The organism is Janthinobacterium sp. 35, from assembly GCF_002754575.1.
GTDB lineage: Bacteria > Pseudomonadota > Gammaproteobacteria > Burkholderiales > Burkholderiaceae_D > Janthinobacterium > Janthinobacterium tructae.
Genome location: NZ_PEFN01000001.1, coordinates 1,319,926 through 1,346,029, shown reverse-complemented (window position 1 = coordinate 1,346,029; position 26,104 = coordinate 1,319,926). Strand labels below are relative to the sequence as shown.

At 62.7% G+C, this 26,104-nt stretch carries 27 protein-coding genes; 11 read left to right on the top strand and 16 right to left on the bottom strand.

Annotated features, from left to right (window positions below; all coding sequences use genetic code 11):
• Nucleotides 1-21: 21 nt before the first annotated feature.
• From CLU93_RS06120 to CLU93_RS06110, 3 genes are all read left to right on the top strand, one after another.
• A complete protein-coding gene (locus tag CLU93_RS06120; protein WP_099760396.1) occupies nucleotides 22-1,098 on the top strand; it encodes a BMP family ABC transporter substrate-binding protein in 1,077 nt (358 codons plus the stop codon).
• A 121-nt stretch (nucleotides 1,099-1,219) separates the two neighbouring features.
• A complete protein-coding gene (locus CLU93_RS06115; RefSeq protein ID WP_071079117.1) occupies nucleotides 1,220-2,056 on the top strand; it encodes an HDOD domain-containing protein in 837 nt (278 codons plus the stop codon).
• A gap of 136 nt (nucleotides 2,057-2,192) precedes the next feature.
• Complete coding sequence (locus tag CLU93_RS06110) at nucleotides 2,193-3,818, top strand: M28 family peptidase (RefSeq protein WP_099760395.1); 1,626 nt, start codon at nucleotides 2,193-2,195, stop codon at nucleotides 3,816-3,818.
• 145 nt (nucleotides 3,819-3,963) lie between these two features.
• Here the strand turns inward: CLU93_RS06110 and CLU93_RS06105 are convergent, their stop codons facing one another.
• Nucleotides 3,964-5,178 carry an MFS transporter gene (locus tag CLU93_RS06105; protein WP_099760394.1) on the bottom strand — a complete coding sequence of 405 codons (1,215 nt, stop codon included), beginning with the start codon at nucleotides 5,176-5,178 and terminating at the stop codon, nucleotides 3,964-3,966.
• 186 nt (nucleotides 5,179-5,364) lie between these two features.
• Nucleotides 5,365-6,363, bottom strand: a complete 999-nt coding sequence (locus tag CLU93_RS06100) for an LLM class flavin-dependent oxidoreductase (protein WP_099760393.1) — start codon at nucleotides 6,361-6,363, stop codon at nucleotides 5,365-5,367.
• Nucleotides 6,364-6,963: 600 nt separating this feature from the next.
• On the opposite strand from CLU93_RS06100, the gene CLU93_RS06095 reads away from it, so the two are divergent.
• Entirely contained in the window at nucleotides 6,964-8,091 is a 1,128-nt protein-coding gene (locus tag CLU93_RS06095) for a peptidase M24 (RefSeq protein ID WP_099760392.1), read from the top strand.
• A gap of 51 nt (nucleotides 8,092-8,142) precedes the next feature.
• Here the strand turns inward: CLU93_RS06095 and CLU93_RS06090 are convergent, their stop codons facing one another.
• A complete protein-coding gene (locus CLU93_RS06090) occupies nucleotides 8,143-8,565 on the bottom strand; it encodes a hypothetical protein (protein ID WP_099760391.1) in 423 nt (140 codons plus the stop codon).
• Nucleotides 8,566-8,785: 220 nt separating this feature from the next.
• Between CLU93_RS06090 and CLU93_RS06085 the strand changes: the two genes are divergently transcribed.
• Nucleotides 8,786-9,064, top strand: a complete 279-nt coding sequence (locus CLU93_RS06085) for a hypothetical protein (protein ID WP_099760390.1) — start codon at nucleotides 8,786-8,788, stop codon at nucleotides 9,062-9,064.
• Between the two features lie 18 nt (nucleotides 9,065-9,082).
• Here CLU93_RS06085 and CLU93_RS06080 read toward each other — a convergent pair whose 3' ends face one another.
• The 5 genes from CLU93_RS06080 to CLU93_RS06060 all read right to left on the bottom strand — a co-directional run bounded on the left by CLU93_RS06080 (nucleotide 9,083) and on the right by CLU93_RS06060 (nucleotide 12,804).
• A complete protein-coding gene (locus tag CLU93_RS06080) occupies nucleotides 9,083-9,508 on the bottom strand; it encodes a VanZ family protein (protein ID WP_257224897.1) in 426 nt (141 codons plus the stop codon).
• Between the two features lie 543 nt (nucleotides 9,509-10,051).
• Nucleotides 10,052-10,816, bottom strand: a complete 765-nt coding sequence (locus tag CLU93_RS06075) for an SDR family NAD(P)-dependent oxidoreductase (protein WP_099760389.1) — start codon at nucleotides 10,814-10,816, stop codon at nucleotides 10,052-10,054.
• 23 nt (nucleotides 10,817-10,839) lie between these two features.
• Nucleotides 10,840-11,361, bottom strand: a complete 522-nt coding sequence (locus tag CLU93_RS06070) for a TPM domain-containing protein (protein ID WP_099760388.1) — start codon at nucleotides 11,359-11,361, stop codon at nucleotides 10,840-10,842.
• A complete protein-coding gene (locus tag CLU93_RS06065; RefSeq protein WP_099760387.1) occupies nucleotides 11,361-12,188 on the bottom strand; it encodes a TPM domain-containing protein in 828 nt (275 codons plus the stop codon). Before CLU93_RS06065 ends, CLU93_RS06070 begins: the two co-directional genes overlap by 1 nt.
• 1 nt (nucleotide 12,189) lies before the next feature.
• Nucleotides 12,190-12,804 (bottom strand): LemA family protein, encoded by a 615-nt coding sequence (locus CLU93_RS06060; RefSeq protein WP_243420136.1) that lies wholly within the window; start codon nucleotides 12,802-12,804, stop codon nucleotides 12,190-12,192.
• 157 nt (nucleotides 12,805-12,961) lie between these two features.
• Between CLU93_RS06060 and pyrF the strand changes: the two genes are divergently transcribed.
• A complete protein-coding gene (gene pyrF, locus CLU93_RS06055) occupies nucleotides 12,962-13,786 on the top strand; it encodes an orotidine-5'-phosphate decarboxylase (RefSeq protein ID WP_099760386.1) in 825 nt (274 codons plus the stop codon).
• A gap of 127 nt (nucleotides 13,787-13,913) precedes the next feature.
• Here pyrF and sbcB read toward each other — a convergent pair whose 3' ends face one another.
• Nucleotides 13,914-15,362, bottom strand: coding sequence for an exodeoxyribonuclease I (sbcB, locus tag CLU93_RS06050; RefSeq protein ID WP_099760385.1), 1,449 nt, complete (start codon nucleotides 15,360-15,362; stop codon nucleotides 13,914-13,916).
• A 145-nt stretch (nucleotides 15,363-15,507) separates the two neighbouring features.
• On the opposite strand from sbcB, the gene CLU93_RS06045 reads away from it, so the two are divergent.
• Nucleotides 15,508-16,122, top strand: coding sequence for a DUF5610 domain-containing protein (locus tag CLU93_RS06045; protein ID WP_243420137.1), 615 nt, complete (start codon nucleotides 15,508-15,510; stop codon nucleotides 16,120-16,122).
• A gap of 1 nt (nucleotide 16,123) precedes the next feature.
• On the opposite strand, the gene CLU93_RS06040 is transcribed toward CLU93_RS06045, so the two are convergent.
• The 5 genes from CLU93_RS06040 to CLU93_RS06020 all read right to left on the bottom strand — a co-directional run bounded on the left by CLU93_RS06040 (nucleotide 16,124) and on the right by CLU93_RS06020 (nucleotide 21,013).
• A complete protein-coding gene (locus tag CLU93_RS06040) occupies nucleotides 16,124-17,089 on the bottom strand; it encodes a GGDEF domain-containing protein (RefSeq protein ID WP_099764259.1) in 966 nt (321 codons plus the stop codon).
• A 262-nt stretch (nucleotides 17,090-17,351) separates the two neighbouring features.
• The gene (locus CLU93_RS06035; protein WP_034781728.1) at nucleotides 17,352-17,729 is read right to left on the bottom strand and encodes an HPF/RaiA family ribosome-associated protein; all 378 of its coding nucleotides are present in this window, start codon (nucleotides 17,727-17,729) and stop codon (nucleotides 17,352-17,354) included.
• 200 nt (nucleotides 17,730-17,929) lie between these two features.
• The gene (locus CLU93_RS06030) at nucleotides 17,930-18,595 is read right to left on the bottom strand and encodes a DUF1345 domain-containing protein (RefSeq protein ID WP_099760383.1); all 666 of its coding nucleotides are present in this window, start codon (nucleotides 18,593-18,595) and stop codon (nucleotides 17,930-17,932) included.
• 37 nt (nucleotides 18,596-18,632) lie between these two features.
• Complete coding sequence (locus CLU93_RS06025; RefSeq protein WP_099760382.1) at nucleotides 18,633-19,904, bottom strand: MFS transporter; 1,272 nt, start codon at nucleotides 19,902-19,904, stop codon at nucleotides 18,633-18,635.
• Nucleotides 19,905-19,987: 83 nt separating this feature from the next.
• Nucleotides 19,988-21,013: a CDP-6-deoxy-delta-3,4-glucoseen reductase gene (locus CLU93_RS06020; RefSeq protein ID WP_099760381.1), complete on the bottom strand. Its 1,026-nt coding sequence runs from the start codon at nucleotides 21,011-21,013 to the stop codon at nucleotides 19,988-19,990.
• 12 nt (nucleotides 21,014-21,025) lie between these two features.
• Here CLU93_RS06020 and CLU93_RS06015 point away from each other — a divergent pair, with 12 nt between their 5' ends.
• The 4 genes from CLU93_RS06015 (at nucleotide 21,026) to CLU93_RS06000 (ending at nucleotide 23,245) form a co-directional block, all read left to right on the top strand.
• Nucleotides 21,026-21,943 carry an SDR family oxidoreductase gene (locus CLU93_RS06015; protein ID WP_099760380.1) on the top strand — a complete coding sequence of 306 codons (918 nt, stop codon included), beginning with the start codon at nucleotides 21,026-21,028 and terminating at the stop codon, nucleotides 21,941-21,943.
• 83 nt (nucleotides 21,944-22,026) lie between these two features.
• Complete coding sequence (locus CLU93_RS06010; protein WP_099760379.1) at nucleotides 22,027-22,287, top strand: hypothetical protein; 261 nt, start codon at nucleotides 22,027-22,029, stop codon at nucleotides 22,285-22,287.
• 206 nt (nucleotides 22,288-22,493) lie between these two features.
• Nucleotides 22,494-22,763: a hypothetical protein gene (locus tag CLU93_RS06005; protein ID WP_099760378.1), complete on the top strand. Its 270-nt coding sequence runs from the start codon at nucleotides 22,494-22,496 to the stop codon at nucleotides 22,761-22,763.
• A gap of 242 nt (nucleotides 22,764-23,005) precedes the next feature.
• Nucleotides 23,006-23,245: a hypothetical protein gene (locus CLU93_RS06000; RefSeq protein WP_029496207.1), complete on the top strand. Its 240-nt coding sequence runs from the start codon at nucleotides 23,006-23,008 to the stop codon at nucleotides 23,243-23,245.
• 80 nt (nucleotides 23,246-23,325) lie between these two features.
• On the opposite strand, the gene CLU93_RS05995 is transcribed toward CLU93_RS06000, so the two are convergent.
• Complete coding sequence (locus CLU93_RS05995) at nucleotides 23,326-24,012, bottom strand: glycine-rich domain-containing protein (protein WP_099760377.1); 687 nt, start codon at nucleotides 24,010-24,012, stop codon at nucleotides 23,326-23,328.
• Nucleotides 24,013-24,200: 188 nt separating this feature from the next.
• Nucleotides 24,201-26,057 (bottom strand): CHASE domain-containing protein, encoded by a 1,857-nt coding sequence (locus CLU93_RS05990; protein ID WP_257224896.1) that lies wholly within the window; start codon nucleotides 26,055-26,057, stop codon nucleotides 24,201-24,203.
• Nucleotides 26,058-26,104: the final 47 nt, after the last annotated feature.

The following is a 26,104-nucleotide window of genomic DNA, read 5'->3' as shown; positions in this document are numbered from 1 at the left end:
TCACTCACCACAAGGAAAACCATGTCCAAGAAATTACTGTGCGCCGCCGTTTGCAGTGCCATTCTGATGCCTGCCATGGCCGCCGCGCCCGCCGCCGCTCCATTGAATGTCGGTTTTGTTTACATCAGCCCCATCGGCGACGCGGGCTGGACCACTCAGCATGACCAGGCGCGCAAGGAAATGGAAAAGGCGCTGGGCAACAAGATCACTACCAAGTTTGTGGAAAACGTGCCGGAAAGCGCCGATGCGGAACGCGTGATCCGCGACCTGGCGCAAACGGGCAGCAAGCTGGTCATCACGACCTCGTTCGGTTACATGAATCCCACCTTGAAAGTGGCGAAGCAATTTCCTAATGTGAAGTTCATCCACCTGACTGGCTACAAGACGGCCGTCAACGTGGCCAACACGAATGCCCGTTTCTACGAAGGCCGCTACCTGGCCGGCGTGTTGGCAGGCAAGATGAGCAAGACGCATGTGGCCGGTTATGTGGCGGCGTTCCCCATCCCGGAAGTGCTGCAGGGCGTCAACGCCTTCACGCGCGGCATGCGCAGCGTCGACCCCAAGGCGGAAGTGAAAGTAGTGTGGGTAAATAGCTGGTTCGACCCGGGCAAGGAGCGCGACGCGGCCATCACCCTGATCGGCCAGGGCGCCGACGTGGTCACCCACCACACGGACTCGACCGCCGTGGTGCAGGCGGCGGAAGAGAAGGGCAAGTATGCGATCGCCTATCACTCGGACATGAAAAAGTACGGGCCGAAGGCGCAACTGGCCGCCGTCACCCACCATTGGGGCGAGTACTATACGAAGCAGGCGCAAGCTGTGCTGGACGGTACGTGGAAGTCCAGCAGCACCTGGGGCGGCATCAAGGATGGCATGGTCAAGCTGGAAGGCATCAACGCCGCCGTGCCCGCCGATGTGAAACAGTTTGTATTGGCGCGTGAGAAAGACTTGGTTACTGGCAAGCTCAATCCTTTCAGTGCACCGATCAAGGATAACGATGGCAAGGTGCGCCTGGAGAAAGGCGTGCTGGACGATGCGGCGCTGACGAAGATGGATTATTTTGTCGAAGGCGTGGCAGGGAAAGTTTCCGGAAAGTAATAGGTTTGATTTTAAACTTGCTGTAATATTGCCGGAAACGGGAGCAAGGCCGGGGATACATGCGCATTCCCGGCCCATCCACATAGCAGAGCCTGCATAGGCCCGTACCGGAGATCGACCCATGGACAGACTGGAAGTATTCAAGATTATCGCGCTGCAAGCGAGCAAGGGCGAGCTGACGTTCCCCGCCAACGTCAAGGCCACCTTGAAGCTGCAGGAAGCGCTGGATGACCCCGATTGCCATATCGAAGCGGCCGCCCGCATGGTCATGGCCGAGCCGCTGCTGTCGGCGCGGGTCGTGGCCTTGGCCAACTCGGCCGCCTACAACCGTTCTGGCAATGAAATCGCCAATGTGCGCGCAGCCGTCTCGCGCCTGGGATTTGCCACCTTGAAATCGATGGTGGCGTCCGTCATCGTGCGCCAGCTGGGCAGCCAGATTACCGACCCGCAATTGCGCGCCAAGGGGGCCAAGCTGTGGGAGCACACGGCCCACGTGGCGGCATTGAGCCAGGTCATCGCGCGCAAAGTCACGCATGTGGACGTGGAAACGGCCATGTTCGCCGCCATCGTGCACGAGGTGGGCGGCTTTTATCTGCTGTCGCGCGCCGAGGAATATCCTGGCTTGCTCGACGACAACACGGAAGACTGGATCGAATACGGCGAAAAACTGATCGGCCGCGGCGTGCTGCGCCAGTTGCAAGTACCCGACATGGTCTTGCAGGCCGTGGAAGGCATGTGGCATGGCGGCAGCCCGTTCCCGCCCCGCACCTTGGGCGCGACCCTGGTGCTGGCCAACGATCTGTCGCCTGTCGGCTCGCCCCTGCACCCGCCGGAAAGCGCCGAGCGGCGCCTGGCAGCGGCGAAGATCGACTTTGGGATTGGTGGCAGCACCCTGCACACGATACTCGAGGAATCTGCCGAAGAGATCGAATCGCTGGCGGCGGCCCTGCTGGTCTGACGCTTCCCCATCGCCTATCCCCGCCCTTGTTGCGGGGATTTTTTTCGTCCGCATTTTGCTGCGCTTGCCCCATGGCATACAATCGCCGGCCCGGCTATCCGCCGGACTGAATGTCTCCTCTTACCCAAAGGATCTTATGCAGAAGCTGTTTTTTTCCCTCGCCTTGACTGCGCTGGCGTTTTCCGCGCAAGCCGCTGCCGGTTTGCCCGTGGTACAGGAAGCGCCGCTGCGCGCCCACCTGGCCTTCCTGTCCAACGATTTATTGGAAGGCCGGGGCACGGGTCAACGCGGTGCCGACCTGACGGTGGCGTATCTGGAAACCCAGGCGCAGATGGCCGGTTTGCGCCCCGTGCGCGGCAACAGCTACCGCCAGAGCGTGCAGATCGCCGGCGTGAAGTCGCTGCCTGCCGCGAGCAGCCTGCAGGCGCTGGCCGGTGGCAAGGCCGTGCCGCTGGCGTTCGGCCCGGACTGGGTCTGGGCCACGGGCGACTCCGTTGCCGCGCACACGTTCGATGCGCCGTTGGTGTTCGTCGGCTATGGCATCACGGCGCCGGAAGAGGGCTGGAACGATTTCAAGGGCGCCGATGTCAAAGACAAGATCGTCGTCATGATGGTCAACGACCCGCAGCCGACCACTCTTGATCCGAACCGCTTTGCCGGCAAGGCGCTGACCTATTACGGCCGCTGGACGTATAAATTCGAGGAAGCCAAACGCCAGGGCGCCGCTGGCGTGTTGCTGATCCACACGAAACCGTCGGCCTCGTACGACTGGAGCGTGGTGCAGAACAGCTGGAGCGGCAGCGAGCGCTTCCAATTGGCGGAGCGCATTGCCGGCACTCCCCTGCAGGGCTGGATCGCGGAAGACGCGGCGCGCCGTCTGTTTGCGGCCGGCGGGCAAGACCTGGACGCCTTGCGCGCGCAAGCGGAAAGCAAGGACTTCAAGGCCGTCGCCTTGAATGCCAAGCTGAGCGGCGAAATGAAGTCCATCGTGCGCAAGGTGGAACAATTCAATATCGCCGGCATGGTGCCAGGCACCGACCCTTCATTGAAGGATGAAGCCGTCATCTACAGCGGCCACTGGGACCACCTGGGCCAGCAAGGTAAGAGTGACGAAAAAGCGGGAGACACGATTTACAACGGCGCCGTCGACAACGCCTCGGGCACGGCCGGCTTGCTGGCCATGGCCCAGGAAGCCGTGAAAAATCCGGCGAAGCGCACGCAGATTTTCCTGTGGGTGGCGGCCGAAGAGCAGGGCTTGTTGGGCAGCGCCGCGTATGCGGCCGATCCGCTGTGGCCTTTGAGCAAGACGGCGGCCGCGCTGAACCTCGATAGCTTGAATTTCGTCGGTGCCACGCATGACATCGGCGCGCAAGGCAGCGAGCGCACGGACTTGGGCGCGATGGCGGCGGCGACCGCCAAAGCCATGGGCATGCATATCGCTGCCGCGCGTCCCGACCTGGCCGGCGGTTATTTCCGCAGCGACCATTTCAGCTTTGCCAAGGCGGGCGTGCCCGCGTTTTCCATCAATGGTGGCCGCGAGTACATCAAGGACGTGGCAGAGTCGAAAGCCAAGGCGGCCGCGTATGGCCCCCGCTACCATCAAGTCACCGATGAGTACGATGCCAGCTGGGATTTGTCCGGCATGACGCAGCAGGCGCAATTTACGCTGAACCTGGGGCAAGCCGTGGCCAACGCGGCGAAAATGCCGGCCTGGAAGGCGGGCGATGCGTTTGGCAAGGCGCGCGAGCAGGCTGCGAAATAAGAGGTGGTCCGTGCATACTTTGTCGGGTTACGCGCTGGCGCGCTAACCCGACCTACGCACTTGCTCCAAGCGAACAGGCGTAGGTCGGATTAGTGCGGCGAGGCCGCGCGTAATCCGACAACACGGTTGGCCCCGCAGCGCCGGATCAAGCCGCCCGTTCCAGCCTGCGCTGTGTATGCCGGTACTTGCTCCACACGATCAGCAGCAACAGCGGCATGGCGCCGCCCACTATGCACAGGGCGGGCCAGCCGCCGGCGGCAAAGCTGGCGCTGGCCAGCGCCGAACCGGCCGACGCGCCGATGAAGCCGCCTGCGATGAACACGGTGGTCACGCGCGCCCGGGCATGCGGCGCCAATTTATAGATGATGGACTGGTGCGTCACTTGCAGGCCCATCACGCCCATGTCCAGCAGGACGATGCCGATCAACAGCAGTACCAGCGAATGCGCGCCGAAGCCGATCAGGGCCCAGCCCGCGATCGAGGCGACGGCCAGCAGCCAGGTCGCCTGCCGTGCATAGCCGCGGTCGGCCATGCGGCCCGCCGTGTTGGCGGCAAAGGCACCCGTGGCGCCGGCCAGGCCGAACAGGCCGATCTGCATTTCCGAGTAGTGATACGGCGCGCCGCTGAGCAAGAAGGTCAGGCCCGTCCAGAACACGCTGAAAGTGCCCAGGCCCAGGCCCGAGAACAGGGCGCGCTGGCGCAGCAACGGTTCCTGGCGGATGATGTCGGCCAAGGAGGCCATCAGCTTGCCGTACTGCAGCTTGCCACGCGGCGCCTCGTTCGGCAGGATGCGGCGCAGCATGACGAGCAGGGCTGCCACGACGATGGCGGCCAGCACGTAGACGCTGCGCCAGCCGCCGCTGATCTGCGACACCGTGCCGGAGACGGTACGCGCCAGCAAGATCCCCAGCAACAAGCCCGTCATGACGGTGCCCACCATGCGGCCCCGGCTGTGATCGGGTGCATACGAGGCCACCATGGCCGTCACCACCATCAAGGCGCTGGCCGTGATGCCCATCAAGACGCTGGCGATGGCGAAGACGATGATGTTCTGGCTGGTGGCAGCCAGCAGCAGGGCGCCGATCTTGGCGATCAGCATCCACGTCAGCAATTGGCGGCGGTTCAGCACGTCGCTGAGGGGCACCAGAAACACGATGCCCAGCACATAGCCGATCTGCGTGGCCGTGACCAGGTAGCCCGCTTGCGGCACGCTGACGCCAAACGAGGCGGCCAGCATCGAGGTGAGCGGCTGCACGTAGTACAGGCTGGCGACGAGCACGCCGGCGGACAGGGCAAACAACAGGATGCGGGTGGAACTCAGCAGGGTGCTGGCGTCGATATGCGAGGGTGCGGATTTCATGCGATACAACTTTCTTGGAGTGACGCTTTTGGATCAGCATGATAGCGGGGCTGCGCATTTCCTGCCGGGCAGGGCCGGTTTTGCGGCTGTAACGTAGACAAGAGGCAGGCAAAAAAATCCCGGCGATCGTTGCCGACGGCCGGGAAAAGGGTATTTGGGGAAATACCGAGGGAGGAAAACTGTCAGTTACTGTTGCCGGGCCAACTCCGCATGCACCTGCGCCGTGATTTCATACGAGCGCAGGCGGTGCTGGTGCTCGAAAATTTGCGAGGTGATCATCAGTTCGTCGGCGCCCGTTTCGGCGATGAAGGAAGCCATCTTTGCCTTGACGGTGTCCGGTGCGCCGATGGCCGTGCACGACAGCACGGAGTCGAGCATGGCGCGTTCCTGCGGCCCCAGCTGCTCCAGATAACCGGGCACGGGCGGCTGCAGGCGCGACGGGCGGCCCGTGCGCAGGTTGACGAACGCCTGCTGCATCGAGGTGGCGCGCAGGTGCGCTTCGGCATCCGTGTCGGCGGCGAACACATTAAAGCCCAGCATCACGTACGGTTTGGCCAATTGTTGGGAAGGCTTGAAGTGTTCGCGGTAATACGCCACCGCTTGCAGCATCATCTGCGGCGCGAAGTGCGAAGCGAACGCATACGGCAAGCCCAGGTGGGCGGCCAGCTGGGCGCCGAACAGGCTCGAACCCAGTATCCACACGGGCACTTTCGCGCCCTTGCCGGGCACGGCCAGCACGCGCTGGCGCGGCTCGTCGGACATATAGTCGATCAATTCCAGCACGTCCTGCGGAAACTGTTCCGCGTCGGATTGCAGGTCGCGGCGCAGCGCGCGCGCCGTGGTCTGGTCGGAGCCGGGCGCGCGGCCCAGGCCCAGGTCGATGCGGCCCGGGTGCAGCGCTTCCAGAGTGCCGAACTGTTCCGCGATGACGAGCGGCGAATGGTTCGGCAGCATCACGCCGCCCGCACCCACGCGGATGGTTGTCGTGCCGGCCGCCACATGGGCGATGACGACGGCCGTGGCGGCGCTGGCGATGCCGGGCATGCCGTGGTGTTCGGCCAGCCAGTAGCGGTTGTAGCCCCAGCGTTCGCCGTGCTGCGCCAGGTCCAGCGTGTTCTTGAACGATTGGCTGGCGTTGCTGCCTTCGGCGATGGGCGCGAGGTCGAGTATGGAAAATGGAATCATGGTAGCGATATCGGGACGTGGTGGAAAATCACAATGGACGATTTGTCTATCCCCTGACACTGGCAGGGTCACCCATGGCAGCATGGCGGGGAAGACAGGCTGTGCACATGATAATGCGAATCGGGAATTTGCGTACTGATCGGTAAAAAACTCGCTAGGCGATGAACGCGATCCAGGGTAAACAGGTGCCGCTGAGCAAGTGCATTGGGCTGTACGTGTACAAGTCTGAGGCATGGACTGGGAAGCGTTGCAACCGTTCCTGAAAAACCCATGCGCCGCCGCAGGTGAACATCAGCATCGATGCGCAATACCCGCTGGTGCCGGCAAACCCGGGTTCATCCCGGAAAAGCAGCAGCTACTGCAGCTGCAAGTGTACACGGCTGTCTTGATCGCGCTGGCGAAATAGCTGCTTGTAAAAATAGACGGAAGTCATAGACTGCAAGCCTGAGACGAATCCGGGCGCCGAACTTTTTATGCGCATGCGGGTCTGACGTTTCCATATAGGAAGGGAGCAGCTATGCATGAGCAACAGGAGGCCCGGCTGGCGCCAGGCAGGGCAGGCGGGGTGGTGCCGCGCCTGAACCCGGACGAGGGGCGGTCATGAACTGGCCGCTGGAACTGGAAGTGGCGCACAAGCTGGCGCAAATGCGGGGCTGGCTGGAACAGGAACGTGCCGGTGCCGTGCGCCTGCGCGGCGTGGACTGGTTTGCGTGGGCCACGGCGGGCGCGTCGAACAGCCATAGCCATACGGCCGAGTGCGGCTGCGCGGAAGTGCTCGTGACGCGCGACGCGGCCTACATCCTGACGGACGAAGCCGAAGCCATGCGCATGCGCGAGGAAGAAGTGCGCGGGCCATGGACGTGGCAAGTGTCGCCCTGGATGCAGCCGCAGCTGTATGAGTTGCGCGAGCATTTCGTGCAGCATGCGGCCGGTGGTGCGCCTGTCTTGTCCGACCGGCCAGGCTTGCACGAGCGCAACCTGCCCGTGGCCCTGCGCGAAGAGCGGCTGGTGCTGCTGGAATCGGAGCAGCAGCGCTATCGCCAGGTGGGGCAGCTGGCTGCCGGCGCGGCCGCCGATGCGCTGCGCCATGCTCGCCCCGACTGGAGCGAGCAGGAACTGGCTGCCGCCTGCGTGCGCGCGCTGTGGCTGCGGGGCTTGCAGGCCGTGCATGTGCTGGTCAGCGGCGAGCAGCGCCAACAGCGGTATCGGCGCGCGCCGCCGGCCCAGGTGGTGCTGGGCACGCAAGCCGTACTGGCCCTGTGCGCGCGGCGTTTCGGCCTGTGCGCCAGCCTCACTCGTCAACGCCGCTTCGGCCCGGCGCAGCATCGCGCCGATGGCGCGGCGGTGGCCATGGACGATGCCGATGCCGCCATGCTGGCGCTGGAAGCGGTGGCGCTCGACGCTTGCGAAACGGGCCATGCGCTGAGCATGGTGTATCACGCGCTCGACAGCGCTTACGCGTTTGCAGGCCAGCCCGATACGGTGCGTACCAGCCGGCAGGGCGGCATCCATGGCTACCTGGCGCCCGAAGTGGCGGCCGGCGCGCACACGGAAATCCTCCTCAAGCGGGGCATGGCGCTGGCCTTCCACCCCAGCCTGCCCGGCAGCACGGTGGAAGACACCTTTCTGCTCGACGGCAACCAATTGCACAACCTGACGCATGACCCGGCCTGGCCCTCGGCCATGGTGCAGGGGCGCAGCCGCCCGCTGACCCTGGCCTTGGCCTGATGCGGCCCTGTGCAGTAGCCATCGGCAGGGATCGGCAACCCCCGGCACCCGTCAATAGCGCTGCATCACGCCTTTTTGCACGCTGACCCGCTCGCCGATCTGGAAGACGGGCTGGGTATTTTGCATGACGGTGCGCGTCGTGCCGTCGTCCAGGCGCAAGGTGACGCGGTACAGCATATTGCCCGCCGCACCCGAGGTGCTGCCGGCGGTGCCCGATGTGCCCGCCTGCATGTCGGCACTGCCTTGATCCATGCCGCGCGGCACGGTTACTATCGACTGCACCGTCGCTGAACTGATGTTCATGCCGGACTGATCCATATCGGCGCGCATGCTGCTTTGCGGCGTCGTGCCGGCCGGTGCGGCGTAGGTTTCGCCGCTATTGCTGCGCGCCAGGCTGGTACTGTCCGTGGAATGACAGGCCACCAGCAAGGTACAGGCCAGGCCGGCCAGCAGCAGGGTTTTTTTCGATCTCATCTTGGTCTCCTCATGGTCGAACACTCAGGATCGGTACCCGCGGTGATGCGGATAGCAGCGATTGCTGCATGTAAGAGCATGGTGGCGCCGGGATGTTCTGCTGCCGTCATCAGCGATTGAGCCAGATCAAGCGTTGAATTACCGTGCTTGGTATAAACGATGCTGGTAATCACTAGGTCGTGCGGCCGCACGATTCCTCACTGTTGAATCGGGAGAAAAAATGTCATCTGGTCCTACCGAAAAACTGATCGATGAGTTGGTGCTGGCCGTCGCTGGCACTGCGCGCGATGCCCGTGCGCGCCATGTACTGGCGCAGGCCTTGCATGGCCTGGTGCGGCTGGCGCGCTCGGAACAGTTGCTGGACATGCAGCGCGATGCGGCACGCGCCATGGGGGCCGGCAGCCGGCGCGAGACGCGCGCCCTGATGCGGCGCCTTGGCGCGCGCAGCCAGGGGCAGTTGCCGCTGGCATTGCAGGATAGCGAAGCGGACCGCGCCTGACTGGCGGTCATGCCGCATTCAGGCATTCGGTTGCGGCGTTCCCTTGCCGAGGGCAGAGGCGACCATTTTGGGCCAGAGGAAACACAGCGGCAGGCAGACCGCCGCCGCGGCCGTGATATCGACCACCCAGTCGCTCACGGCGCCACGGCGGTAAGGCAGGAAACTCTGGATGAACTCGTCCAGCGCACCCATGGCCGCCACCATCAGTACCGATAGCAGCGCGCGGCGCGCCATGCCGCCGCCGGTGCCGCTGAACAGGATCAGGGCCAGCACGCCATAGCCGACGGAATGCAGCACGCCGCCCGACGCATATTGGCCCACGTCCGCGCGTATGCCCGGTATGTCACCGATCAAAATCACCAGGGCATACAACACCAGGGCCGTGCGGTAGCGCAGGCGTGCGTGGCGGTCGGCAAAACAGAGTTCGGGCAAGGGTGCAGGCATGGTGCGTCAGGACGGTGGAAAGGCAGTCACAATATCATGCGCGTGGCGGGTCACCATGTTTTTGCGCAAGAGCTTAATGGACAGGCAAAAAAAAAGGCCCGCGGGGACGCGGGCCAAAAACCCAAATGAAATGGGTCAAGAGTTGAGAGTTGCTCGGTGCTCACCATGTCGCGCGCCTTGCCTGCGCCCGCCACGGTCATGAAAGGGGAGTGGTGTGCCATCGCGGCACACCTGTCTGTAGTCAGGCATATCGGTTGCCTGTACAGCAGATGAAGCAAGTATAGGGGGCGAACATGACGGGCTGATGACACGCCGCAACATTTTTTTTCGGCAGGCAGAATGACCGGGAAGATTGGGCATCGTGGCAAGAATGACCATGTTTCAGGAGTGACAGCAAAAAAAAAGCCCGCTGGTGAAAGCGGGCTTAAAACTATTTTCTTGGAGGAGAATAGTGGAGACAGGTGCATTATGCTGCGTCGCACGATATGTGTCTAATGATCTTTTTGGATATGCATTATTATTTTTTGATATAACTCGCTTGTTTCACTCTTTCACGGGCACCGTGTAGTTGAGCGCCATGCGTCCGCCATCGACATAGATGGTCTGGCCCGTCATGTAGGTGGCGTCGTCGCTGGCCAGGAAGGCGGCGATACCGGCCACTTCTTCCGGTTCGCCGCAGCGGCCCAATGGGGTGCGCGACAGGATCGTGTGGCGCGCCTCGGGGCTCGACAGCACCGCCTGTTTGGCCAGTTCCGTCAGGATGGTGCCCGGCCCGATGCCGTTCACGCGCACGCCATGCGAGGCAAGATTCAAGGCCATGACCTTGGTCAGCTGGTTGATGGCGCCTTTCGACACCACGTACGGCACCTGGTTCGGGATCGCCAGTTCCGCATTCACGCTGGACATATTGATGATGCAGCCGCTGTTGCGCTTGACCATCTCGCGCGCCACGGCCTGGCCGCACAGAAACATCGATTTCAGGTTGATGCGCATGACCCGGTCGAAATCGTCTTCGCAGACATCGAGGAAATTGGCCGCGTGCGTCACGCCCGCATTGTTGACGAGGATATCGATGTGGCCGAACTGGGCCAGCGTTTCCTTCAGCATGGCGTCCACGTCCGCCTTCTGGCTGACGTCGGCGCAAAAGAAGCGCGCCTGCGGGCCGAGGGCGGCGGCCGCGTGCGCGCCTTCTTCCTTGATGTCGACCAGCATCACCTGCGCCCCTTCGGCGATCAGGCGGGTGGCGCAGGCCAGGCCGATGCCTTGCGTGGCGCCCGTGACGATGGCGGTTTTATTGACTAGTTTCATGTAATCGCCTCGGCGGGAAGGAATCAGAGGAGGATGGGTTCGTTCGGCAACTGGTTGCCGCGCGTGCCATCGGCGGGGAAGTGGCTTTGCAGCAAACCATTCAGCTGCTGCAAGGCATCGAGCGTACTGTCGTGGTAATTGCCGTCCTTGAAACCCCGGGTCATGGTGCGGCATACGCCTTGCCACTGTTCCGGCGTGACGCGGCGGCCCACGTTGCGGTCGGCGACGATATCGACCTGATGTTCGGCCAGGTTGATATAGATCAGCACGCCGACGTTATCTTCCGTATCCCACACGCCATACTGGGCGAACAGTTCGCGCGCCCGCTCGCGGTTGCTCACGCCCTGGTACGCCATGCCAGGCGTCAGGGCCGCCTCGACGATCAGGCGCACTTCCGCCTGGTGCATCGCTTCACCGCCGGCAATCGTCGTCTCGATGGCTTTCAGGGTGCGTTCTGGAAACGCCTGGCGCGCCGTCGCGGGCGTGCCGCGCAAATGTTTTAAAGCGCGTCCGCAGCGTTGTCCGAATGTCAGTTGTTTCGTCATTACCAATCTCCCGAGGCGCCGCCGCCGTCAAAACCGCCGCCGCCACCACCGAAACCACCGCCACCGCCAAAACCACCGCCGCCGCCGAAGCCTCCGCCGCCACCGCGGTTGTTCAGCGCCTGGCTCAAAATGCTGCCCAGCACGACACCCGTGGCGCCGCTGGACCAGTTGCTGCCGCGCTGCAGCCTGTTAGGCCCGCCGCGCGAACGGAACACGGTCAGCACGACGAGAAAGCCGAAGAACAGCAGCGGCAGCCAGAAGGTCAGGCCGCCCGCTTCCACGGTGGCCGGCGCCTTTTGCTGGGCGGGAGCGGGAAATTGCTCCTGGTTCAGCAAGGTGGCAATCGACCCCACGCCGGCGACCAGGCCGCCGTAATAGTCGTTTTGCTTGAAATGCGGGGCGATCACGTCTTGCAGGATGCGTTTCGACTGCGCATCCGTCAGCACGCCCTGCACGCCGCGGCCCGCTTCGATGCGCAGGCGGCGCAGCGAGGATGGGTTGTCTTTCGCCACCATCAGCAGCACGCCGTCATCGACGCCCTTGCGGCCCAGCTTCCAGGCATCCGTCACGCGGATGCTGTGTTGCTCGATGGCTTCCGGTTCCGTGCTCTTGACCAGCAGCACGGCGATCTGGCTGCCCGTCTTGGCTTCGTAATCGGCCAGCACGCCTTCCAGCGCCGCTTTTTGCTTCGCATCGAGCATGCCGGCGTTGTCCGTCACGCGCGCCACCAGCGGCGGCACGGGCTGCAAGCCCTGTGCGCCGGCCGGCGCCATCGTCCACAGCAGCAGCGCCGTCGCCAGCGCCGCGAGGTAGGACCAGGCTTTCATCTTATTTGCCAAAGTTGACGGTCGGTGCGGTCGAGATGGCTTTTTCATTTTCCACCGTGAACGATGGCTTGACCTTGTAGCCGAAGATCATGGCCGTCAGGTTGTTCGGGAAGCTGCGCGCATGCACGTTGTAATCCTGGACGGCGACGATGTAACGCTGGCGCGCCACGGTGATGCGGTTTTCCGTGCCTTCCAGCTGCGACTGCAAGTCGCGAAAGCTGGTATCGGCCTTCAGGTCCGGGTATTTCTCGGACACTACCATCAGGCGCGACAGGGCCGACGACAGCTGGCCCTGCACTTGCTGGAATTTCTCGAACGCGGCCGGGTCGTTCAGCACTTCGGGCGTGATCTGGAAACTGGTGGCGGCGGCGCGCGCCTTGGTCACCGCTTCCAGCGTTTCGCGCTCGTGCGTGGCATAGCCCTTGACGGTATTGACCAGGTTGGGGATCAGATCGGCGCGGCGCTGGTACTGGTTGACCACTTCGCCCCAGGCGGCCTTGGTGGCTTCATCCTTGCTCTGGAAGTCGTTGTAGCCGCAGCCCGTCAGGATGCCGGCCAGGACGGTGATGCTCAGCGTCAGACGCAGCCATTGGGTGAATTGTTTGGTGATTTGCATGATGGGTTCCGTGCAGAGTAAAAGGGATGCGGCAAATATACCTGAAACGGCCCGCGATGTCGGTTTAATCAGCGCCGGCCGCCGCCACCGGCTGACTTGACAGGACCGCGCCGCGTTACAATACGGGGTTTGCAACTGAATATAGAGAAGGTGTGCCGTGAATTTCATCAATAAATTATCCGCCGCATGGACGGCCAATAATTCCCTGCTGTGCGTGGGACTCGATCCCGACCTGGCGAAACTGCCGGCCGACCTGCGCGATCTGCCCGATGGAATCACCACCTTTTGCACGCGCATCATCGACGCCACGGCCGACCTGGCCTGCGCCTTCAAGCCGCAGATCGCGTATTTCGGCGCGCTGGGCGCGGAAAAGCAGCTGGAAGACATCTGCCGCTACGTGCGCGAGAATTACCCGCACATCCCCCTGATCCTCGACGCGAAACGCGGCGACATCGGCGCGACAGCCACGCAATACGCGCGCGAAGCGTTCGAGCGCTATGGCGCCGACGCCGTCACCGTGAACCCCTACATGGGCGAGGATTCGCTCGATCCCTACCTGGCGTGGCAAGACCGCGGCGTGATCATCCTGTGCCGCACCTCGAACCCGGGCGGCTCGGACCTGCAATTTCTCGACACGGACGGGGTGCCGTTGTACCAGCGCGTGGCGCGCCTGGTGGCCGAGAAGTGGAACAAGAATGGCCAGTGCGCACTCGTCGTCGGCGCCACTTTCCCTGAAGAATTGGCGCAAGTGCGCGCCATCGTCGGCGACATGCCGCTGCTGGTGCCCGGCATCGGCGCCCAGGGTGGAGACATCGCCGCGAGCGTCGGCGCGGGCCAGACGGCGAACGGCATGGGCATGATGATCAGCTCGTCGCGCGCCATCATCTACGCCACGCCGCAAGCGGGCGAAGATTTCGCCGACGCGGCGCGCCGCGTGGCGATTGAGACGCGCGATGCGATCAATCAACACCGCGCAGCGTAGGTCGGATTAGCGGCGTAGGTCGGATTAGCGGCGTAGCCGCGTAATCCGACAACACCAATAACGTCAACAATGTTGTCGGATTACGCGGGGCTTTGCCCCTCTAATCCGACCTACCCGGCGTGGTCCTTCAGTCGCGCATGGGCGCGACCATCTCCGCGTAATCGTACAGTTCACCGAGAATTTCTTCTCCCCGCTCATCCACCGATTCCGACAGCACGTCGATTTCCGTAAACAGCATCTCGATGGTGCGGGCGCCGCCGTCGCCGTCGAACAGGCGGGCGGCGCGGTGTTGCTCCCAGCGCAGGCTTTCCGCTTCGCTCAGGGTTTGCGGGAAATTGCGGGCGCGGTAGCGGAACAGCAATTCCTGCAAGCGCTCGTCGGCAAACGAGGGGCGGGCCGTGGCCAGCCTGGCCGGCGTGTCGCGGCGCAAGGATTCGAGCAGGCGGCGATCGTCGTTGCTGACGAAACCATTGTACAAATCTTCATCCACGTCCAGCGCCACGTTCGCGCCCGGGCGCTGGAACACTTCGGCCCAGATGGCATCCATGTTCGGCGCCGTCGCGGCCAGCTGCGCGTTGACCTTCGCCGCATCCACGTCGATGCCCCATTGCGCGGCCATGGCCGGCGACAGGGTCTTTAAATTGCCGACCAGCATGGGCGATTTGTTCAAATGTACGCTTTTCACGGGCAGGCGCGTCATGCCTTCCGGCATGGCTTCCTTGCGCGTAAACAAACGCGTGCGTATCGTGTCGGCGTCCAGGCTGAACAGTTCGCGCGGATCGTAGGCGCAATCCCAGACGAGGATTTCATTTTTATTGCTCGGGTGCGTGGCCAGCGGCCAGACGACGCCCAGGCAGCCCCGTTCGGCGGGGAACATGCCGGACACGTGCAGGAAAGGCTGGCGCTCGGTGGCGGCCAGGTGCATGCCCATTTCGCTGGCGACCCTGTCCTTCTTGTGCAGGGCCAGGCAGAATTCGAACAGTTTCGGCTGCTTTTCGCGGATCAGGCGGGCCAGGGCGATGGTGGCGCGCACGTCGGACAGCGCATCGTGCGCCGCTTCGTGCAGCAGGCCATTGGCCTTGCTCAGGTGTTCCAGTTTAAAACTGGTCTGGCCATCGTCGCGCTTCGGCCATTGCATTCCTTCAGGGCGCAGCGCGTGCGTCATGCGCACCACGTCGAGGATGTCCCAGCGGCCGCAATGGTTTTTCCATTCGCGCGCATACGGGTCGATCAGGTTGCGCCAGAACAGGAAACGCGTGACTTCATCGTCGAAACGGATGGTGTTGTAGCCCACGCCGATGGTGCCCGGTTCCGAAAAGGCCGCTTCGATGGTGGCGGCGAACTGGTGCTCGGGCACGCCCAACTGCAAGCATTGCTGCGGCGTGATGCCCGTGATCAGGCACGCTTGCGGATCGGGCAGGAAATCATTGGCAGGCTGGCAATACAGCATGATCGGCTCGCCGATCTCGTTGAGTTCGGCATCCGTGCGGATGGCGGCGAACTGGGCCGGGCGGTCGCGGCGCGGCTGGGCGCCAAAGGTTTCGTAGTCGTGCCAAAGGAAAGTCTGGGTAGTCATTGATATCGTTGCTGAATTGGTTATCTGGGCCGCTCAAAGCGTCGCTGCTACAGTTTTCTGAAAACCTGCCGATACTACATGAGAGGATGATCATCATGGCGTTTCCCGCATGGTGGCATATATTGCCCGTTCAAGGAGGTCTATCGTGTCAATTCCCATCGCCGCAAGCGGCAATTCCACCCCTTCCGTGACTTCCGTCAGTACGGGCGTTGCCGGCAAGGACGATAAAGTCCAGAAAAAGGATGGCGTCAACACTGAAATGAGCGTGAACGAGCGCAGCAAGCTGCAGTTGAACGCGTCCATCATGCAGGCATCGCTGAATGTCTCGATCGGTTCGGAAAACGAGCCGCTGGCGCTGCTGTACAAGACGGCCATCACGAATATCAATGAAGCGCTGAAGGCTCAGTACGGCGACGATGCGATCCAGAACGCCGCCTCGCAAGACAATAGCGCCGAAGCGACGGCGAGCCGCATCGTGTCGCTGTCGACGGGTTTTTTTGACGCGTTCAAAAAACAGAATCCCGGCATGGACGACGATGCGGCCCTGACCAAGTTCATGGACACCATCAGCGGCGGCATGGAAAAAGGCTTCAAGGAAGCGCGCGACATCCTGGACGGCTTGAAAGTACTGAATGGCGATATCGCCGGCAATATCGACAAGACGTACGAGCTGGTGCAGAAGGGCTATGCGGATTTCATCGCCGCGCACAGCAGCAAGAAGGATGACGCGGCCAAGCCGGCCGACAGCAAGGCCGCCTGAGCTACAGCATGACCCGGTTGCGGCCGTTAGCCTTCGCGCGGTACAGCGCCGCGTCGGCGGCGGCGATCAGCGCTTCATCGTCCTGTTCGGCCGCCAGGCTGGCCACGCCGAAGGAACCCGTGATGTGCGGCAGCGCGCTGCGCATGTCGGCGAAGATGACGGCGTGCTGCATGCGCTCGCACAGGCGCTCGGCGACCCGCAGGGCCACGTGTTCGTTGGTATCGGGCAAAATCACCATCATTTCCTCGCCACCATAGCGCACGGCAAAATCCGTCGGCCGCAGGGCAGCACCCAGCACTTGCGCGGCGATGCGCAGCGCCTGGTCGCCCGCCTGGTGGCCGTGGGTGTCGTTGAAACGCTTGAAATGGTCGAGGTCTATCATCACCAGCGACAGTGGCGAACCGCTGGCGTGGGCGGTGATGATCATGTTCGGCAGTAAATCGGTCAGCCAGGCGCGGTTGTACAGGCCTGTCAGGCTGTCGACCATCGACAACTGGCGGTAGAATTCGCCCAGTTTCTGGCGCCGGCGCAGCAGGGCATTGGCGGCGCGGATGCGGAAGGACAGCAAGCGCAGCAGGTTGCGCGCCAGGCCGTTCGATTGTTCGATCAATTCCCAGACGACGGCCGCGTCGATCACCAGCAAATCGGTTTCTTCCAGGGCGGAAATGGCGGCCAGGTTGCTCGCTTCATCGAGCACCGATTGTTCGCCCACGCTTTCGCCGGGCAAGACCTTGCTGACGGTGCCGTCATCCATGCCCGTGTGGGTGTCGGCCGCCACGGCCAGCGAGCCGCGCAGGACGATGTACAGGCTGGTGCCCTGGCTGTCGGCAATGGCTTCGCCCGCTTCGAGGCGCATGACGGGGCAGGGCGCCAGCATGGCGGCAGTCTGGCTGTCCGCAGCATCGCTAAATAGCTGTAAATCGCCGATGTTGCAGCCTGAAGCGCCGAAATTGCCGATCTGTTCCACAATCATACTTTCAAAAAGCCGGTGCGCGCGAGCAGAGGACCGGTATCTTCATGATAGCGTAAAGCGGCCTTGGCTGTAACGGCAAAGGCTTGCTTGATGTCACTTACTGTGGGAAATACGACAATTATTTCATTCTCGCGTCCATGCGCTGGAATGCTGCCGGTTTTGGCATTCTTGTTGCCGCGCGCGAAAGGCGGGGCGGATGTGCAAAGGCAGCCTTGAACGGCTGCCTTGGTCTCTGAAGAATGCTGCAGTGGGGGAGTTACTCGGCGGTTTCTTCCGCTTCAGCCGTATCGATCACGGCATTCTTGCCGGTGGCGTGGCGCTTGCTGTCTTGCAGGCGGCCCAGGGCACTATCGATGGCGCGTTTCAGTTTGTCCGTGGCGCCGGCAACGGATTGATGCACGGTGGCGTTCTGTTCGGTCACGGCAATCGGTTGATAGCCAGCAACGCGTGCTTCCATGACGCAGCGGATATCGTCAGCGCCGCCTTTCGGGCCATTCGTGTCGCTGATGTGGACTTCGATGCGGGTCAGGTTGTCGCGGAAGCGGTTCAGTGCGCTTTCAAGTACGGATTGCACATGTTCGTTCAGTCCAGCGGTGTTGGCGATGGTGCTGTCGGTATGAATATTGATTTGCATATGCTTACTCCTGTCAATTCAAAAAAAACCCATCTCAGGCGTGCTGCGGCCTGGTTGCTGCCTCATGCACATGACCTCTGTGCATGGAACTTATCTTACTCCTCTTTCTGGTATTTCAAGAGGGTGCGCACGATTAAGATGAGCTTAACCCTTCAGCCAGGTCAAGTTTCCTTGCGGAATCTTTTCAAGCCGAGTCAGCTTTATCCATTGATGAGGCCGGCGGCGATATTGATCGACAGTCCCAGCACGACCAGGTTGAAGAAAAAGCTCAGCACGGATTGCCCCAGCACGATCTGCCTCATCAGCCGCGTCTGCACGCAGACATCCGACGTTTGTACGGCCACGGCGATGGTGAAGGCGAAATACAGAAAATCCCAGTAATCGGGGTTTTGCTCGTCGTCGGGAAACTTCAGGGGGCGTAGCGCGGGGTCGGCCTGGTAATACAGGTGGGCATAATGAAAGCAGAACAGGGTGCCGACGAGAAACCAGGAGCCGACCAGGGTGAGGATCGTCAAGCCGTAGTGCAGCGCGCGCTCGTCCGGCGCCATGTCTTTCATCGAAGACAGTTGCGAGACGATGGCCACCAGGCTCATCACGGATGCGACGGACAGGGCCGACAGGACCGTGGTGGCCCGCTCATCCTGGCGCGCGGCCATCACCTTCACCTTGTGATGGTTGGCGCGCATCATCATCCAGGCCATCGTCGCCAGGTAGAACCAGACGGCGACATTCCACGCCGTCAGCAAACGCGTCATCTCTTGCCAGGACGAGGGCAGCAGCAGGCCGGCCGCCACGCCGATGGCCGTGGCCATGCTCAGGTGGGGGCGGCTGCGGATGAAGCTGTGCAAGGGAAGCGTGATTTTCATGGTGCGAGTTCGCAGTGGTAATAGCGCATCTTAGCTCTTAGCTTGCGCTTGCGGTGGCCGTTCTGGCGGCCGTTTCCTTTTCGTGGTGGGGGAAGCGGTCCATGCGCGACAGCACGGGGAACAGCACGGCCCACACGCCCGTCACGGCCAGGGTGGCGGCGCCGCCGAAGAGCACGGCGCGCACCAGGCCGAACCAGCCGGCCGTCAGGCCCGATTCGAATTCGCCCAGTTCGTTCGAGGCGCCGATGAAGACGGCATTCACGGCGCTGACCCGGCCGCGGATCTCGTCGGGCGTCTCGAACTGCACCAGCAGGTGGCGGATGTAGACGCTGACCATGTCACCAGCGCCCATCAGGAACAGCGCCGCCAGCGCCAGCGGGAAATAGCTGGTGCTGCCCAGCACCAGGGTGCCCAGGCCGAAGACGGCCACGCCGCCGAACATCCACGCGCCCACGCGGCGCGTGATGGGGAAGATGGCCAGCGCGATCGAGCACAGGGCGGCGCCGGCGCCCGGTGCCGTGCGCAGCAGACCCAGGCCGCCGGGGCCGATATGCAGCACGTCTTGCGCGAGCGCCGGCAACAGGGCCGTGGCGCCGCCGAACAGCACGGCAAACAGGTCGAGCGAAATGGCGCCCAGGACGATGGGTTTCGACCAGACGAAGCGCAAGCCTTCGAGCAGGGTGTGCCAGCTGACGGGAGCGCGCTGCACCACTTGCGGCGCCGGCGTGGTGGCGCGCATCAGCAGCACGGACAGCGCCAGCAGCGCGGACGAGATCAAATACACCACCTTGGGGCCGAAGTAATACAGCAAGCCGCCCAGGGTGGGTCCCAGGATGATGGCGACGTGCGAGCTCGACGAGCTGAGTGCGACGGCGCGGCTGAAGTGTTGCGTGGGTACCATGTTCACCAGCACGGCTTGCGTGGCCGGCATCATGAAGGCGCGCGCGCTGCCGAACAGCACCAGCACGGCAAACACGGGCCAGACGATGGAAATACTGCTTAACGTAAACGCCAGCAAGGCCAGCGCGCAGGCGAGCTGCGCCGCCAGGCACCAGGCGATGATGTTGCGGCGGTTGTAGCGGTCGGCCACGTGGCCGGCCGGCAAGATCAGCACGAGGAAGGGCGCGAACTGCGCCAGGCCGATCAGGCCCAGGTCGAACAGGCTGCCCGTGATCTGGTACACCTGCCAGCCGATGGCCACGCTTTGCATCTGCACGGCCACGGTGCCCAGCACGCGGGCGGACAGGTAACAGGCGAAATTGCGGTGACGCAGGATACTGAAGCCGTTGCCGGCGGACGTGAGGGACATGAAAATTCCGGGAAGCAGCGGGGTAGAGCGGTGGTGGCAGCGGGCGCCGCACCAGCCGCGCCCCGCTGTCTGGACGGTGAGGCTTACTTGGCCAGGTCGGCTTCGGTGGTAAAGGCGTCGGCGAAGAACTCGTCGGCTGGCAACTGGCACAATTGCACGAAATCGCGGTGGGCCGCATCGACCATCACGGGCGCGCCGCAGGCATACACCTGATACGCGGCCATGTCGGGCAAGTCGGCGATGACGGCCTGGTGCACGAAGCCCGTGCGGCCTTCCCACGCGTCTTCCGGCAAGGCTTCCGAGACGACGGGCACATAGGTGAACTGCGGCAAGTCGGCGGCCCACTGGCGGCACAGCGCATCCATGTACAGGTCGTGCGGACGGCGTGCGCCCCAGTACAGGGTGATCGGGCGCGGCGATTGCTCGTTGATCATGTGCTCGACGATGGCTTTCAAGGGGGCAAAGCCCGTGCCCGAGGCCAGCAGCACGACGGGCTTGTCGCTGTCTTCGCGCAGGAAGAAAGTGCCCATCGGGCCTTCGAAGCGCAGGATGTCGCGCTCCTTCATGGTGCCAAAGACCTGGTCGGTGAACAGGCCGCCCGGCAGGTGGCGGATGTGCAGGGTCACGGGGCCGCCATCGGCGGGCGCGCTGGCCATGCTGTAGCTGCGGCGCTTGTTGTCGCGCAACAGGATTTCGATATACTGTCCGGCGCGGTAGTGCAGGCGCTCGCTGGCCGGCAATTGCAGGGTCAGCACGACGACGTCGGGCGCGACTTTGTCGATGGTGGTCACGCGCGACGGCATTTTCTTGATCGGGTAGTCGCTGCTGCCCGCCACTTCGCGCGCTTCGATGACGAGGTCGGCATCCGTGGTTGCGCAGCAGAACAGGGAAAAGCCGGCCGCTTCCTCTTCCGGCGTCAGGGCGCGCTGCTGGTGCGCCTTGTGCTGGACGGTGCCGGAAACCACTTTGCCCTTGCAGGAACCGCAGGCGCCATTTTTACAGCCATACGGCAGGCCGACGCCGGCGCGTATCGCCGCCGCCAGCACGGTTTCGTCCGCTTCGCAGCTGAACTGGTGGCCGCTGGGCTGAACAGTAACTTGAAAAGTCATACAATCCTTGAGATGAAAAATATGTTAATGCACTCTTTGCGCAAGCCGGTGGGCTTGCCGCGCTTGCTGATCGTGGGCTGCGGCGACGTCGGCCTGCGTCTGCTGCCGCAGCTAGCGGCGCGCTTTCGCGTCTTTGCCGTCACCAGCCAGCCGGCGCGTTGCGCGCAGCTGCGGGCAGCCGGCGCCGTGCCCATCGTGGCCAACCTCGACGACCGCGCCAGCCTGAAACGGCTGGCGGGACTGGCGTCGACGATCGTGCATCTGGCGCCGCCCCTGTCGTCGGGCTTGCTGGACCGGCGCACGCGCAATCTGGTCGCCATTTTACCCGAGCATGCACGCCTGGTGTATGTGAGTACCAGCGGCGTGTATGGCGATTGCGGCGGCGCCTGGGTCGATGAGACGCGCCCCACGGCGCCGGGCAATGCGCGCGCGAAGCGGCGCGTGGATGCGGAACAGGTTTTGCGTGGCTGGGGCGCGCGCCGCGGCGCGAGCGTGGCCATCCTGCGCGTGCCCGGCATTTATGCGCCCGACCGCCTGCCCCTGAAGCGCCTGCGCGAAGGTACGCCGGCCCTGGCCGCTGGCGATGATGTGTACACCAACCATATCCATGCCGATGATTTGGCGCGCATCATCGAACGGGCCTTGTGGCGCGGCAAACCGGGACGCGTGTATCACGCCAGCGATGATAGCGAACTCAAGATGGCGGAATATTTCGATGCCGTGGCCGATACGTTTGGCCTGCCGCGCCCGCCGCGCCTGCCGCGTGCCGAGCTGCGGCAAGTGGTCACGCCGATGCTGTTGTCGTTCATGTCCGAATCGCGCCGCCTGCACAATACGCGCCTCAAGCGCGAGCTGGGCGTGCGCCTGCGCTACGCGCGCGTGGCCGATGCCTTGCAGTCGCTGTCTGCCGATACGGCCGGCATCGGGTAAAATGGCCGGTTATCTGCGCACTTTGCCGGACCGGTGCGCAGCGCGCCGTTGCGGCGGCGCGCCATTCACTTAAGGACTACAGCATGACCACCCTCACTTACGAAGAATACCTGGACGAGGTCACCACCGTCCTGACGGAACTGTATGACCTCGACGACGAGGCCGCCATCAAGCTGGTCGTGGCGGCGCAGGATGCCGAATTTTTTGTTCCGCACGATGCGCATGAGGAAATGCGTACCGCCGAGCAAGCCAAGAAGGATGCGGTCACCCTGTTCGAGCGCAAGCAGAATCGTCAGCAAACGCAGGAAAAACAGCAACAGCGCGTGCGCCAGCAAAAGAAATAAGCGCCAGCCATTCTCCGCCAGGCCGCCGGAGCATGGCGCAGTGCGGGCTTCGGCGCAATGCCGGGGCCTGGCCATTTGATGCAACGCAAGGGCAGCATGGCGAACTGGCGATATGCTGAGCAATGTCGTCACGCGTCCTGGCTGGTTGTGGCGGGCTCGGCATCTACAATTGGCGTGACGTTGTTTCCCGTCAGCAGGAGCGATCCATGCGAGCTACGAGTCACCCCAGCAAGGAGCAGGTGCGCGCCTATATGCGGCGTCGCGAACGTGCGCTGCAGCCGCCACCGCCGCCCGATGAAATTCGCCGGCAACTGGCCTGGTGCCGCGTGGACGCCTTCCCCGGCATGTGCCTTCCGGCCACCCCGGCCGGCCTGGCCGCGCAAGGCTGGCATTTATCCGCCGACATGGCCCGCCTGGGCACCCTCATGGCCATAGCCTGGCTGATGCACGGCGGTGTTGCTCATCGTAAAAATTGATGACGTGCAGCAAATTTTCCCGATTTGAGTTATCCTCTAGCACATTCCAAGTGCGTCAATTCTCTTCAATTATCACAATTTTGCTTTAAGTTACGCAAAAATCAACAATAGCGTGTATTATATTGTTTGTGGCCTGAATGCCGCATAAGTGATGGCGCTTTTTAGTGTGTTTACCCTGAATTATTGCAGAAGAGACATTTTGTTTCTTTTTGCCCTAATACAACAAGTACGGATTTTCGATCATGTCTCTCAAACAAATTACCTCTTTGCCTACCTACAACCCGAATCGCGTGCTCGATGCAATCATCGACAAGCTGCAACTGAAAAACGATGCCGCCCTGTCGCGAGCGCTGGAAGTGGCGCCACCGGTCATCAGCAAGATTCGTCACAACACCTTGCCGATTGGCGCCACGATCCTCATCCGCATGCATGAAATCAGCGATTTCAGCATTCGTGAACTGCGCGAGTTGATGGCTGCCTAAGAGCGCCTGACAGACGGCAAACTGAGAGGTGCCGTCTGGGTAAGTCAGGCTTGCCGCGTGCGGCAGCCACATCTGTTTTTCTATTGCGGGTCGCGGTTCAGCACCGGACGATCGACATAGAAACGCCCCATTTCCAGGCCGCTCGAAGACGACTTGAGCAGCGCTGCTGCCAAGGTGGCGGGCGCGCTGGAAAATGCCGTGCTGGCAGCCCCCGTCGCGCGGCCCGAATACGCCGTCGCCTGCACCGCCGCACTGGAAAACGCCGTTTGCACGGCCCGGCCCGAGTAGGCCGTCGCCTGTACCGCACGCCCTGAATACGCGGCCTGCACGGCCCGTCCCGAATACGCTGCCTGTACCGCACGCCCCGAATACGCCGTTTCTGCGCGGATATAATCTTCCCCGAACGTTTGCTCATACAACTGCTTCATGCGCTCGCCCACGCGCTGGTGCGCCGCTTCGTCGTCTTCGCCGCGCAGGCCGATGTACGGAAAGTGATGCAGGAAGTAGCCGAACACCTGTTCGCAGTCCGCCGCATATTTCAGGGTGTCGAGGATGTGGTAGTGCCAGAAGGTATCGACGTCCATCAGCGGCGCCGTTTCTTCTTGCGGAAACTGTTTCATCAGGATCAGGAAGCGCCGGTACTCGAACTCCACCGCATTGGCCTTTTCCAGGCTCCATCCTTCGCCTGACTCCCGGTGCATCAGCTTGACTTTGATCGCGTCCAAATTCAAATCGGCAATTGCCTTGAAACTGTCGTTCGTATCCATGAATGTCCTTGTGGTAAAGAGCGTTGTGGGAAATACAGTGCAACAAGGGAGAGTGGCGGGTGCGTACTCCTGGTAAATAGTCGAGGAATGCCTGGCCCATGGCGGGCAGGCGCTGAGTTGTTCTACATCAATATTGCATCTAATTACAAAATACGCAAGCTTAGCTTGTTTCATGCGGGACGTGCCTGTCAGGCGCTGGCCCGGCCATCTTCCTGGTAGGGAAACGCCGTGGCGTCCGCGCCCAGCGGCACGCTGACATGCACGCGCATGCCTGCGCCGGGGCTGCTTTCGATGTAGAAAGTGCCACCCAATAACTTGATGCGCTCCTCGATGCCCACCAGGCCAAACGAGCCCAGCTTGTTGCGTCCGTCGATGGCCGCGCCCACGCCGTTGTCGCTGACGCTCATCGATACGGTGTCGCGGCACTTTTCCAGCTTGACTTGCACGCGGCTGGCATTCGCATGCTGGGAAATATTGCTGAGTGACTCTTGCAGGATGCGGAACAGGGCCGTGGCGCATTGATCGCTGAGGCAAATGTCGTCATGGCTTTCGCTCACTTCGCAGGCGATGCCGGTGCGCTGGCGAAATTGCGCCACCTGCCATTCGACGGCCGCATTCACGCCGAGGTCCAGCACGGTGGGACGCAAGTCGTTGATGATCTGCCGCACGCTTTTGATCGTGGCGTCGATCTGCTCCAGGGTTGAGCGGGCGCGGGCGTTCAGGCGCGGATGGCGGCGCTGCGTGCGCGAGGCCAGCATGTCGGCGTCGATGCGCAAGACCAGCAGGTTTTGTCCCAGGTCGTCGTGGATTTCGCGCGCGATGCGCTTGCGCTCCTCTTCCTTGATCCGGTCGGCGTGGGCCGCCAGGCGGCGCAGTTTCTGGTGCGACAGTTGCAGGCGGATCTGGCTGGCGCGCAATTCCGCCGTCATGCCCGTCGCCATCTGGATGGCGCGCCAGCGCGACGACGCCAGGGTGTGGAACAGCATGTACAGCAGCATGGTGCTGGTAAAGCCGGTCAGCAGGGCCAGCCACGGCAAGAAGGCGTCGAAGCGCGTGTACAGGTCGCTCTTGCGCACGCTGAACAGCGCTTGCCAGACGCGGCCATTGTGTTCGATCAGCATCGTGCTGCTCAGGTAGCGGCCCGAGTTGCCGGGTAGCCACCATGGCGCATGCATGCCCGCCGTCGTGCTGTCGAAGATGGGGCGCATATTGTGGGGCAGTTGCAGCGGCAAGTCCGGCTGTTCCAGCGCCTGCGGGCCGATATCGAACAGGGTCAGGCGGACATTGCGGACCGGCATGTCGGCCAGCGCGCTGCGCATCATCGTCACCAGGTCGTAGCCGATGCCGACGGAACCCTGGTAGGCCGCGCGCCTTTGCTCCAGCGTGCCGGTTGGCATGCCGAAGCGGTACACGGGCAGGCGCATGGCCATGCCCGTCAGCTGCGGCCGGCCATCCATCGGCACGGGCACGCCGGAATTGCTGAGCTGCCCGGTATCGCGCGACTGTTCCAGCGCTTCGGCGATCAGGGGTCGCGAAGCGATGTCATAGCCATACTTTTCCGGGGCGCTGGCAATCGGCTCAATGTACACCAGTACGGAATAACGGGGGCGCGGACCGGGCGGATGGATGGCAAACGCCGGATAGTCGTCGCGCCCGGGCGCATAGTCGCGCTGCATGGCCGTTTCGAAGGCGGCGCGCTGCGACTCGTCGAGTTCCCGGCTGTAATTGAGATTCATCACGCCCGGGTAGTTCTGTTGCAAGGCGATATTGGCCACGTAGCGGTGGAATTGCTCGCGGCTCACGTGTTCGTTGGCGTGGAACAGGCTGGCCGTGCCGCGCAGCAAGTTGGTATACGACTTGAGGCGCGATGCGATGTTTTTCTGGGTATTGCGCGCCAGATTGTTGAATAGCTCGCTGGCATCGTTTTCGATCGACAGCGAGGCGGCCATGTAGAACAGCAGGCCCACCATCAGCGACATCACGACGCCGAGCAGCCAGAGCGGTTTTTTTTCAGCAGATAAGTGTTTGCCGGCAGTAGTAGACATCGCCATCCGCATCAGGAAGAGGAATCGGGTGCCGCCTGTGTGCTGGA